Here is an 11,352-nt window from a genome sequence, read left to right on the forward strand (position 1 = left end):
CGAAGCTGGGCGAGGCGCGGCGCAGGTCGACGGCGACGTCCAGGATGGCGCCCGACAGCACCCGGATCAGCTTGGCCTGGGCCATGGGGGCGCGCTGGAAGTGCAGGCCGCGCACGGTGCCGCGGGGGGCGGAGAAGGACTGGTTGTCCTGGATGAACACGTCCGCGATGCCGGCGCGCGCCAGGATGTCGGCCCGGTAGGTCTCGCAGAACCAGCCGCGGTCATCGCCGAAGCGCGTCGGCACCACCCGCCGCACCGCCGGAATCTCCGTCTCGATCACCTGCATGCCGGAAAGACCTCGAAGGCGTGGACCTGATCCGTCCTTGGCCGGTCTCGATCCCGAGCTGTCAAGGGTCGCAGCAGGCTGTTGGACGTCGATCCTATCCCCAGCGTGAGAGTGCGTCGATGCGAGTACAGGCCCGCGGCTTCAGGCCAGCGGCCTCCGCTGCCCTGTCCCCTGTAAAGTGGTCCTCCCTTAGGTATAGCTTCGAGCCATGTTGGAGTTGACTCGGTTTGTGGTCCACGGCCTATGCAAGTTCTCGGGCTGTGACAGCTTGGTTGGCGAAGGCCCGGGCGTCCAGCCACCTAGGGCCGTATGGGGCCGATCTTCGTTGTAGTGGCACCTCCAGTCCTCGATGCGCTCACGGGCATCGATCGACGACAGGAACCACAGGGCGTTCAAGCACTCCGCCCGTAATAGACCTAAGTTCATCGCCAAGGTCGTCCAGGACTGGATCGCGACAGTTGGATCCGCAACCGCCTACATTGAGCCAGGCAGTCCGTAGGAGAAGGGCTGCTGCAAAAGTTTCAACGAAGCTGCGCTACAAACATCTCAACGGCGAAGTGTTTCAAACCCTTAAGTAGACCAGCGTGATCATTGAGCAACGGCGAAGGCATTACAACACTGTCTGGCCGCACTCGTCGCTAGGGTCTGTCATCGCTTGAGCCAATCGAGGGCCGCGGCAAGACAGAGGACGCCCATGAAGCTGACGGTCGTCTTCTCGTAGCGTGTGGCGATGGCGCGCCACTCCTTGAGCCTGGCCCAGAGGCGCTCGACCTGGTTGCGGTTGTTGTAGATCCAGTCCAGGCAGGCGACAGGTGCTTCGTGGCGCTGAGGCGGGATCGCGGGCCGCGCGCCCATGTCCCAGATGTGCTTACAAAAGGCGTGGCTGGTGTAGCCCCGATCCCCGACTGGGGCAGTTCATGGGCCTGACCGGGCGCCAGCCGGAAGGCGATGGCGCGGCCCTGCCCGTCGGCGATCACGCAAGCCTTGGTGCCATAGCCGCCACGYGAGCGGCCAAGAGCTTCACGAGCATCTCGCTCGGGCCCAGATCCCCCCTTTTGGCAGCTCCCGCCGCCTTTTGGTGCGCTCGYAYGTTCGTGCCGTCCAGGAACACCATCCCGAGTTGGACGCCGCGCTCCTGCACGAGGCCRAGCAGYCGCTCCCAGACGCCGGCACGGGACCAGCGGATGAAGATCTGCGCCGCGCGCCACCACGGACCCAGATCCTCCGGAATAGCCCGCCACTTGGCCCCGTTCTGATGCCGCCAGAGGATGGCYGAGAGCGTGCGCCGAAGATCCTGTGGGGGCGTCTTGGCCTTGGGCCGGCAGGCCTCCACCAGGGGCTCCAGTTCAGACCACTGCGCGTCGCTCAGCATCGTCCCTCCTGCATCAGAGAGACGAAAACGAAAGCCAAACCAATCCGTTCAGGCGACGACAGACCCTANTCCACCAGGGGCTCCAGTTCAGACCACTGCGCGTCGCTCAGCATCGTCCCTCCTGCATCAGAGAGACGAAAACGAAAGCCAAACCAATCCGTTCAGGCGACGACAGACCCTAGCTCTCAGTTGGCAATTGATAAAAACTTCATAATCGCAAATTTCCTTCGCGTCAAAGCCCGAGATTCATATCGATCTAATCGCTCAAGCTCAGCAAACAGTTTTAGTAGAAACTCGTAGGACGCGCTTTGGTCTGAATTAAATCGTTTTATATTTTCTATTTCGCTCCTTTGCATCAAATCTGTCCTGTATAATTGTATTCGTTTCAAATAAACCACTGTCTCCGCCACAGCACGAGCTGCATCCAGAACAAAAAATTCAGTACTACGCTGAGCCGAAATCAGTGTGGACAAATGTTCGATCTCTGTCTCGAATTGTGGATCGCGGGTAGCAAGGGAGAACCCGTGTTTCAGGGAATTGCGCTTCGAACGCTCCTTGCCTGCATAAGTGCGCGGCCCTGTACTTTTTTTACAGTTCAGCCGATTGGCTCGTCTAGCACGTTTAGATGTCATCGCTAACACAGAGCCAAGATAATGAAATTTATCATCCTATAACTATCTCTTAACGAGAATTTCCTCCGCAGCATTACGTAAAGGATATGCAAAATCTGCTCGCTTACGTTCAATCTGCCGGAAGAGAGTGTCTCGACGGTGGTCGGCAAGCGAAACCATTCGATCAATTCGTTCGATAGAGGGTAAATTTAACAAGAAGGCATGCGCTAGGACATTCTCCTCAGTCATACCAAGCTTTTCTAAGATTTTATTAACTTGTTCTCGCTCTAGACTATTTCCAGCAATCCAACCCTCAGCAAGTGCATCAACCGAAGGCACTACAAATTCGTTTGTAGAACTTTGTCCCCACCCGGTTTCGGGACCGAGCCCCGCTGCTGCGGCATAAGGCGATTGTGCGGTAAGTTGAGCTATTATTGCGGATGATGATCTTTCAAGAGGCGGACGAATCAAATCTTTAATCGCTTCCAGCTGAGCTCCAACCATGATCTGTCTCTTCCACCGTCGAATCCGAATTGCTTCCCAAACTAAATCGACGATGTTTTTGACCCATATTGCTTCAATCACGTCACTTGGACAAATTTGCTGAACGATGCCGAGAAGAATGCTTTGGTATTGACTTGGATCTTCATCTGACAAAAGCGGTCGATCTTTGAATAAAAAATACAGGTGAGCTGGAATTTCGCAAACAACATCAGCCGGGTCTGAGCCGCCCTCCATAGCATTGCCGGCGCGCTGTTCATTGGTCCCAGATTGAGATGTCATTTAATGTATAGATCCTTCTATCGATTTTGCATCAAATATTATGGACAACAGACAAGCAACGTTGGGCTACCCCAATCGTTGGCTCAGGATTGAAGTTAGTGCATCGTCGGTCGCGTGACGATCGTAGGGCGAGCGGTCGGCACTGAGCCGTTCGGTTCCGTTGGCCAGATGATGACTTCGGGCATAGGCGGCTGGTAGTTGAGCGACGAATGCCGTCGGACGGTGTTGTAGTTCCTCCGCCATTGCTCAATCACGATGCTGGCCTCCTTGAGGGTGTACAACATCTCGCCGTTGAGGAGTACATCCCGCAACTGACCTCAGTCACCTTGCTGAAGCGGATGGCTTCAGCGACCTTGCGGCCTTGCGAAATCAAGACTGATCCTCCCCCGGTTCCACGGACACGGGGGTTAGCTCGCGTTCCGCTCGGCCTGCTCGGGGGTGATGTACGCGAGAGGTGCTCTCGCTCACACCGAGAGCCAACTTCCGCGCCTTTCAGGTAACTGAGGCGCTCGACGCTTTGGTCAGGCTGCGAGGTCGACCGAAAAATCTACGGGTAGACAACGGACCTGAGTTTGCCGGTCGCATGCTCGACCAATGGGCCTACCTGAATGGGGTCGAGATCGACTTCTCCCGGCCGGGCAAGCCGACCGACAACGGCAACAATCGAGTCGTTCAACGGTCGTCTACGGGCGGAGTGCCTGAACGCCTCGTGGTTCCTGTCGCTGGCCGATGCCCGCGAGCGCATCGAGGACTGGAGGTGCCACTACAACGACGATCGCCCCCACACCGCCCTGGGCGGCTTGACGCCCCGAGCCTTCGCCAATCAAGCTGTCACAGCCCGAGAACTTGCATAGGCCGTGGACCACAAACAGGGTCAACTCCACCAGACTCAAAAGCCATACCAAAGGGCGGACCACTTTTCAGGGGGCAGGCCAAGCTGAGTACGCCTTCGCGAGCGCTGCAGCTTGATCCTCTGTAAGGTCAGAAACCACGATCTGAGTACCGACATACACGGTGCATAGCCCATCGTAAGTTCGCTCTACGCGGACATCGTTCATGCCGTCGCTCCTTGCCAGAGCCACAACAACGCACAGGATGCGCCAATCGCAAAGTCAGGAAGCAATTTTTCCCAGTTTGGGGAAGTGCGGATCGTAAACGAGTGTCGGCCTGCCCGAGACCTCGGAAGATGAGCCGCCTGTGCCGATGCGTGGTGGAAGCGGCGGAAAGTATGGATCGTGAGCGACAACTGAGGGACGCGTTCGCGTCTTAACGCTCGCGCCTGCCGTCCGAACCTGGGCCATCTTCGAAGCGCTCATGCTTCCTCCTCCTCGTTAGCCCTCTCCATAGCGCGCCTAGCGCCGAAGGCCTGTAACCCGCCGACCACGCTTGCCGTCAGCATAACGGCGAAAATCTGAAGGAATAGAGACCTCCACGGACCTCTCGTCCATCGGCGAAGCCGTGCTGATTGGTCGCGCGGGCCGGCGCCTGAAGGCCTACGAAGATTCGGTGGGAATCTGGACCATCGGCATCGGCCACACCTCGGCGGCCGGCGCACCGCTTGTCACTGCCGGCCTGACGATCACCTCGGCGCAGTGCGATGCGATCTTCGAGCGTGATGAGCAGGCCTACGTGGCCGCGGTGCGCAAGGTACTAAATGTGGCGGTCTCGCAGAACGCCTTCGATGCCCTGGTGTCCATCTGCTACAACATCGGACCCGGGGCCTTCGCCGGCTCCACCTTCCTGAAGCGCATCAACGCGGGCGACACGGCCGGCGCCTACGACGCGATCCTGATGTGGAAGAAGCCCGCGGCGATCATCACGCGCCGGCAGGCCGAGGCCCAGCAGTTCGTCACCGCTTACGCTGTCGCGATGCCGCGGGCGACGACGATCGCCAAGCCCATCGCGGTGGCCGGGTTCGTGATTGAGGTGATGCACACCGATGTGCCGACGCCGGTCATCGTGCCAGTTGCCCCGGCGGTCACCGCGCAGCCGAACCTGCTGATGTGGTTCCTACGCTGGATCATACACACCTACGGCGACAATGTACGCGTCTGGCGAGGGCCACCTTGTGTGATGGTCAGGTGGGGTTGTGGTCATAGAAGTAATCCTAGGACCTTGAGCAGGACGCGGGGGAGCATTGAACTGGTGAGGGCGGAGCAGCGGCGGCGCTGGACGCGGTCGGAGAAGGAGCGGCTGCTTGCCGTCTCGTTCGAGCCGGGTGTGTCGGCCTCGGAGGTTGCCCGCGCGGCCGGCATTCACGTGAGCCAGCTGTTCCGTTGGCGCAAACTGTTCTGGGAGCGTGTCGTGTCGCCGGTTCCGGTCCCGGCGCTCGTGCCGGTCGCAGTCGTGCCCCCACCACGCCCGACGTCGGTAGAAGCCGAGCCGCAGCTGACCCGGCCCCGCCGCTCCGTCGGGCACATTGAGATCAGTCTGGGCGGCGGCCGGCGCGTGCGGGTCGGCTCCGACGTCGATGCCGCGGCGCTGCGTCGGGTGCTGGATGCCCTCGAGGGGCGATTATCCCGCTGCCGGCCAACGTGCGGGTCTGGCTGGCCACCGGCCACACCGACATGCGCAAGGGCTTTTCCAGCTTGGGGCTGATCGTCCAGGAAACGCTGAAGCGCGATCCCCATTGCGGGCACCTGTTCGTGTTCCGCGGCCGGCGCGGCGACCTGATCAAGGTGATCTGGCACGATGGCCAGGGCGCGTGCCTGTACACCAAGCGGCTCGACCGCGGCCGCTTCCTGTGGCCATCCGTGGCGGACGGAGCCGTGACGATCTCGACGGCGCAACTCGGCTATCTGCTCTCGGGCATCGACTGGCGGATGCCGCAGGAGACGTGGCGTCCGAGCGTCGTCGGATGAGGATAACGCGTTACAGAGGCTGAGGAATATGCTCTTCTCAGGGTGTGCCGAACGCGCCCGAGCTCCCGCCGCTTCCCACCGATCTCGCTGCCGCCCACGCCATGATCCTGGCCGAGCGGACAGCGTGGCTCGTGTCCGAGATCTCGGTCGAACGGCTCAAGCTGGAAGTCGCCCGGCTGCGGCGGGAGCGCTTCGGGGCCTCCTCGGAACGCAGCACCCGAATCGACCAGCTCGAACTCGTCCTGGAGGATCTGGAGGAGACGCTGGCCGAGACGGAGGCGCAAGCGCCCGCGCCCGCGCCCAAGGAGCACGCCACCTCAGGGGGCTCCCGGCGCAAGCCCGCCCGCCGGCCCTTACCCGAGCATCTGCCGCGCGAGCGTATCGTCCATCCCGGCCCGACAGCCTGCGCATGCTGTGGCGGCGCGCACCTGCGTCCTCTCGGCGAGGACGTTACCGAGACCCTGGAGCGGATCCCGGCACGCTGAGTGGTGATCCAGCACGTGCGCGAGCGCTTCTCTTGCCGCGACTGCGAGACCATCGCTCAGACCCCGGCCCCCTTCCACCCGATCCCGCGGGGTCGGGCCGGTCCGAACCTCCTGGCCGAGGTGATGATGGCCAAGTTCGGCCTGCACCTGCCGCTGCATCGCCAGAGCCAGCGCTTCGCCCATGAAGGCGTGTCGATCGACGTCTCGACGCTCGCCGGCTGGGTCGGGGCCGTCACCACCGCCCTGTCGCCCCTGGTGGCCCGGATCGAGGCTCATGTCCGGGGGGCCGAGCGCCTCCACCTCGACGACACGCCGGTGCCGGTCCTGGCCAAGGGGAAGACCCGCACGGGCCGGCTCTGGACGGTGGTGCGCGACAACCGCCCCTGCGGTAGACCCGAACCGCCGGCCGCGGCCGACTTCTACTCACCCGACCGCTCCGGCGCGCATGCCGAGACCTGGCTCGGCGACTTCCACGGCATTGTGCAGGCGGACGCTTTCTCGGGGTTCGGCCGGCTGTACGAACCTGGTCGCAAGCCGGGCCCGCTCCGCGAGGCGGCCTGCTGGGCGCATGCCCGTCGCAAGTTCTTCGAGCTGGCCGAGCTGAGGAAGGCTCCGATCGCCATCGAGGCGGTGACGCGGATCGATGCGATCTTCGCAATCGAGCGCGCCGCCAACGGTCTTGCCCCCGATGAACGCTGCGCGCACCGCCGCGCTCGCTCAGCTGCCGTCGTCGCCGACCTGGAGGTGTGGCTGCGGGAGAACCGCGCCAGGCTCTCGGCCAAGGCTCCCACAGCAGCGGCGATCGACTTCCTGCACAAGCGCTGGGCCGCCTTCACCCGGTTCCACAACGACGGACGGATCTGCCTGTCCAACAATGCCGCCGAACGCTCCATCCGTCCCATCGCGGTGGGACGCCGCAACTGGACCTTCGCCGGCTCGGATGCGGGCGGCCATCGCACTGCTGCCCTCTACACCCTGATCAAGACCGTCAAGCTCAACGGCATCGACCCGCAGGCGTGGCTCACCGACGTACTCGCGCGGCTACTTGACCATCCCGCCCGGCGCATCGACGATCTGCTGCCGTGGAACTGCCCCCCCCTCTCGGCTCCATCAGACCGCCGCCTGACATCTCGTCGGGACCACGACCGCAGCCTTCACCGAAGGCGTACCTTCAACATTGTCGAACGTACGATCAGACCCCTGGCCTTGAACCGCAAGAATGCGCTTATTGCCAGCTCGGAAGGCGGCGGCCAGCATTGGGCGGTGAGCGCCTCATTGACCGAGACCTGCAAGCTCGTCGGCGTCGAGCCACATGCCTACCCCGCCGACATCATCACCCGCATCGTCGAGGGCCACCCGCAGTGTCATCTCAACGACCCCCTGTCATGGGCCTACCCGGCCATGCCAGCCCTCAAAGCCGTGGCCTAAAAACAACGCTTACGGTCGAAAAGCTGGCTGATGATGGATTCGTCGACAAGACGCCAAAGATGTTTGCCGTGCAGGCGTTCCGGAGTATCGGGCGGCAAGGAGACGAGCCGCAGACCGTCCGGCACGCGCAATCCGGGTTCGGCGTGCCAGCCGGCTCCGTCGAGGAGGCTGCTTTTAATCCAACCTAATCGGATTCAGCTCCTGGCGACCCGCCACCGTGGCTCCAGATCCTCCTGAGTGGTCCACCAATTGGCTTTGTTTTTATGCTGCCAGAGGAGCGCCGAGATCGTGCGTTGAAGGTCCTGCGGAAGTGTTTGAGCCTCGTCCGGCAAAACTGATCAGAGATTCCAGTTCGCTCTATAATGCGTCGCTCTTCATTTATCCGACACAAGCAAGAATAACCACAAACCATTTCAACCTATTTAGGAGACAGGGTCCAAAGTCGCAGGACCGAACGCCAAATATGACATTCAGAGTAGATATCTATACTACATAAAGCGACGTACTACTGTTCTCTCCATAATCAGCCCAATGCAAAGCGAGCCTCCAGTCCAACCAGCTATGTATTGATAATCAATTTTGATTGCTAGACCTGGATCGTAGGCGAGACGAGTCATCTCAACAATTTGGACGACCGGATTCCATTTCGTAATCTCATAGATCTCCGCAGGTAACATATGGGGCAGAAAGAAAACACCGGAAGTCAAATATATTAAAATAGTCACTACTACATATCCCCACAGCCAACCCGGAAAAAATGATTGTATTCCAATGTTTACTGCGCCTAAACCAAGCCCAAGCATCAACGCATAAAAATAAGCTCCGATAGCCAATATGGGCTCCTCCGGCATCGGATTGACTCCAAATGAAAAAAGAATAATTAGTATAATTAAAAGTCCCTGAAAACCCTTGATAGTCTCTACAATAAAACGGGCTACCATTATATCAAAAGCTTTAACCTTCGGATAGTACATAAGTGGTCTATTTACCACAATAGCCTTCATTGCTTCCCGTGATGTATACTGAAAAACTAGAGTCGGAACTGCACCGGTAGCAACAAATAATATTGGATCATTACCCATAGGCGACGACAGCCCACGAAAATACATAATAGTTACGACCAGGAATATGTGAACGACCGGCCATAAGACAACGACCAAATAACCCCAGTAAGATCCTCCAAAGCGCGTACGCATGTCCCGAAGCATGAGAGCTCTGACGACGCCGGCATAGACGGCAAGATCAGTTCGTCCACGAGTTTTTGTTGGAGAAATATCTGTCATTTCAATCTCGATCGTTGTTTCAGCTTGGCAAATACTATTTATATGGCATTCTTTTATTATAGAAAAATGCAAATATAATTCCGCATTAGGATCTGCTTACCAGACAAAAATTTTCTTAAAAAATATATACTATAATTTCCAATATGCTAACCTAATAATGATTAGTATTATTATAAACTGATGCCCTATTGAGTTTTAGAATTTAGCTGATGCTTAGCTATTTACTTCGATTCACTTATTCATATGCAAATATTCTTTGTGTCTTTATTTTCGACAAATCCTGTAGGGATCCGGCTTAGCAGGATTTGATCTCCCAAACAAATTTTTGTTTATGGCGTGCTCCATTCATACCTAGAGCAGGCACCGACCGGCTTGAATCGTCTGGGGTTCTCGCTGGGCCGAGGTTGTGATTCGATGCGCGGCTTTCCGAGGAGGAGAGCCGGTGGCGTCTNGACATCGCCGAGCGCGACGGCCCCATCATACCTAGAGCAGGCACCGACCGGCTTGAATCGTCTGGGGTTCTCGCTGGGCCGAGGTTGTGATTCGATGCGCGGCTTTCCGAGGAGGAGAGCCGGTGGCGTCTGCCCTGTCCGTTGATCTGCGTGAGCGTGTTGTGGCCGCGATTGAGGCGGGGGCTTCGCGCCGGGAAGCGGCACGGCGCTTCGAGGTCAGCCCGGCCAGCGCCGTGCGCTGGCACGGGACCTTCGTGCAGGAGGGTCGGACACACGCCAAGCCGATGGGCGGCGATCAACGCTCGCACACCATCGAGGCGCAGGCCGACCTGATCCGGCAGACCTACGAAGCGCAGCCCGAGCTGTTCTTGCACGAGTTGCGCGACCGTTTGGCCGAACAGGGTCTGCGGGTCGGGGTCAGCAGCCTGTCCCGCTTCTTCAAGCGCCACGGCATCACGCGCAAAAAAACACTGGCCACGCCGTCGAGCAGGAGCGGGAGGACGTGAAGGCCGCGCGCCTGTCCTGGTTCGAGCGCCAGCTCGATCTCGACCCGGACAAGCTCGTGTTCCTCGACGAGACCGCCACCAACACGAAGATGGTCCGCCGCTATGGGCGGGCTCCGCGCGGCGAACGCTGCCGGGTTGCGGTGCCGTTCGGCCACTGGAAAACCATCACGGTCACCGCCGGTCTGCGCACCAGCGGCCTGACAGCCACCGCCCTCTTCGATGGACCGATGACCGGCGCTCGCTTCCGCGGCTATGTCGAAGAAACCCTCGTCCCAGCCCTCAGGCCCGGCGACACTGTCGTGCTCGACAATCTGCCCGCCCACAAGGTCAGCGGCATCCGCGAACGCATCGAGGCGGCCGGGGCGAGGCTGCTCTACCTGCCGGCCTATTCCCCCGACTTCAACCCGATCGAACTCGCCTTCGCCAAGCTCAAGGCCATTCTTCGAGCCGAGGCCGCTCGAACGATCAGAGACCTCTGGGACACGATCCGACAAGCCTTCGGACGCTTCACGCCAGCCGAATGCCGCCGGTATCTCGCCGCCGCAGGCTACGACGCATATGATCCAACATGATCGGATGCCGCTCTAGCTGATCGAGGCTTTAAATTGATCGTCGTGTGCAAGCGAGGCTAAACGGTGAAGAAGTCGTGCGATGCTGAGACAACGACCTCGTTGAGGCCGAAGCCGACGATATCGGCACGGCCATCTCCCGTGACATCCGCCAGTTCGCGAGGGAAGCGATCCGCGCTGGNTAAACGGTGAAGAAGTCGTGCGATGCTGAGACAACGACCTCGTTGAGGCCGAAGCCGACGATATCGGCACGGCCATCTCCCGTGACATCCGCCAGTTCGCGAGGGAAGCGATCCGCGCTGGCCCAGCCGCCTGCGTTGGTGCCGGCGCCGAACTGCGCGTAGTCGAAGGTCATCGGACCGAAGTGTCCGTTCCCCGTGGCCAAGGACACGTACACGCCATTTTCCCCGAAGCCGACGATGTCCGCRCGACCGTCGCCGTTCACATCGGCCAGCTCGCGTGGGAAGCGATCMKCGCTGGCCCAGCCGCCTGCGTTGGCGCCGGCGCCGAATTGCGCAAACTCGAAGGTCTGCTGCGCGAAGTGTCCGTTCCCCGTGGCCAAGGACACGTACACGCCGTCCTGGCCGAAGCCGACGATGTCCGCGMGACCGTCRCCGTTCACATCGGCCAGCTCGCGTGGGAAGCGATCATCGCTGSCCCAKCCGCCACTATTGGGCGTGTAGGCCGAGATACCAGTGTGCAGAGCTTCGAAGCGC

The 11,352-nt window shown here is 59.9% G+C and carries 6 protein-coding genes and 8 pseudogenes; 7 read left to right on the plus strand and 7 right to left on the minus strand.

Annotated features, from left to right (window positions below):
• Positions 1–286 (minus strand): dTDP-4-dehydrorhamnose 3,5-epimerase family protein (locus ASF49_RS12510; protein WP_162240975.1); only part of this gene is annotated, 286 nt, incomplete at its 3' end.
• Positions 287–527: 241 nt separating this feature from the next.
• Positions 528–703: pseudogene (locus tag ASF49_RS23090) on the minus strand (integrase core domain-containing protein); the annotation flags it as partial.
• On the opposite strand from ASF49_RS23090, the pseudogene ASF49_RS24480 reads away from it, so the two are divergent.
• A pseudogene (locus tag ASF49_RS24480) lies at positions 696–945 on the plus strand (integrase core domain-containing protein); the annotation flags it as partial. The pseudogenes ASF49_RS23090 and ASF49_RS24480 overlap by 8 nt on opposite strands.
• On the opposite strand, the pseudogene ASF49_RS23095 reads toward ASF49_RS24480, so the two are convergent.
• From ASF49_RS23095 to ASF49_RS23100, 3 genes and pseudogenes are all read right to left on the minus strand, one after another.
• Positions 935–1,658, minus strand: a pseudogene (locus ASF49_RS23095) (IS5 family transposase). The pseudogenes ASF49_RS24480 and ASF49_RS23095 overlap by 11 nt on opposite strands.
• A gap of 674 nt (positions 1,659–2,332) precedes the next feature.
• A complete protein-coding gene (locus ASF49_RS23675; protein ID WP_156652996.1) occupies positions 2,333–3,052 on the minus strand; it encodes a hypothetical protein in 720 nt (239 codons plus the stop codon).
• 95 nt (positions 3,053–3,147) lie between these two features.
• Positions 3,148–3,366 (minus strand): annotated as a pseudogene (locus ASF49_RS23100) (integrase core domain-containing protein); the annotation flags it as partial.
• Positions 3,367–3,497: 131 nt separating this feature from the next.
• Here ASF49_RS23100 and ASF49_RS23105 point away from each other — a divergent pair.
• From ASF49_RS23105 to ASF49_RS23680, 5 genes and pseudogenes are all read left to right on the plus strand, one after another.
• A pseudogene (locus tag ASF49_RS23105) lies at positions 3,498–3,906 on the plus strand (integrase core domain-containing protein); the annotation flags it as partial.
• A gap of 604 nt (positions 3,907–4,510) precedes the next feature.
• Positions 4,511–5,650, plus strand: coding sequence for an IS66-like element accessory protein TnpA (tnpA, locus tag ASF49_RS24485; RefSeq protein ID WP_243214907.1), 1,140 nt, complete (start codon positions 4,511–4,513; stop codon positions 5,648–5,650).
• On the plus strand, positions 5,620–5,913 hold the full coding sequence (gene tnpB, locus ASF49_RS12535) for an IS66 family insertion sequence element accessory protein TnpB (RefSeq protein WP_279292771.1): 294 nt from the start codon (positions 5,620–5,622) through the stop codon (positions 5,911–5,913). The genes tnpA and tnpB overlap by 31 nt, the downstream gene beginning before the upstream one ends.
• Before the next feature lie 101 nt (positions 5,914–6,014).
• Positions 6,015–7,487: pseudogene (gene tnpC, locus ASF49_RS12540) on the plus strand (IS66 family transposase); the annotation flags it as partial.
• Positions 7,488–7,571: 84 nt separating this feature from the next.
• A pseudogene (locus ASF49_RS23680) lies at positions 7,572–7,826 on the plus strand (transposase domain-containing protein); the annotation flags it as partial.
• Positions 7,827–8,314: 488 nt separating this feature from the next.
• Here the strand turns inward: ASF49_RS23680 and ASF49_RS23115 are convergent.
• Complete coding sequence (locus ASF49_RS23115) at positions 8,315–9,109, minus strand: ABC transporter permease (protein ID WP_082511217.1); 795 nt, start codon at positions 9,107–9,109, stop codon at positions 8,315–8,317.
• Between the two features lie 574 nt (positions 9,110–9,683).
• On the opposite strand from ASF49_RS23115, the gene ASF49_RS23120 reads away from it, so the two are divergent.
• A protein-coding gene (locus tag ASF49_RS23120; RefSeq protein ID WP_156652997.1) for an IS630 family transposase occupies positions 9,684–10,639 on the plus strand; the annotation gives its coding sequence in 2 pieces (ribosomal slippage) (positions 9,684–10,023 and positions 10,023–10,639; 957 coding nt in all).
• A 179-nt stretch (positions 10,640–10,818) separates the two neighbouring features.
• On the opposite strand, the pseudogene ASF49_RS24815 reads toward ASF49_RS23120, so the two are convergent.
• Positions 10,819–11,258 (minus strand): annotated as a pseudogene (locus ASF49_RS24815) (FG-GAP repeat domain-containing protein); the annotation flags it as partial.
• Positions 11,259–11,352 lie beyond the last annotated feature (94 nt).

The organism is Methylobacterium sp. Leaf104, from assembly GCF_001422885.1.
Lineage (GTDB): Bacteria > Pseudomonadota > Alphaproteobacteria > Rhizobiales > Beijerinckiaceae > Methylobacterium.

Bases quoted from the DNA above. Each gene is read 5' to 3' on its own strand.
- ASF49_RS23675 (WP_156652996.1), bottom strand. From the start codon at position 3,052: ATGACATCTCAATCTGGGACCAATGAACAGCGCGCCGGCAATGCTATG.
- ASF49_RS23115 (WP_082511217.1), bottom strand. From the start codon at position 9,109: ATGACAGATATTTCTCCAACAAAAACTCGTGGACGAACTGATCTTGCC.
- tnpB (WP_279292771.1), top strand. From the start codon at position 5,620: ATGCGCAAGGGCTTTTCCAGCTTGGGGCTGATCGTCCAGGAAACGCTG.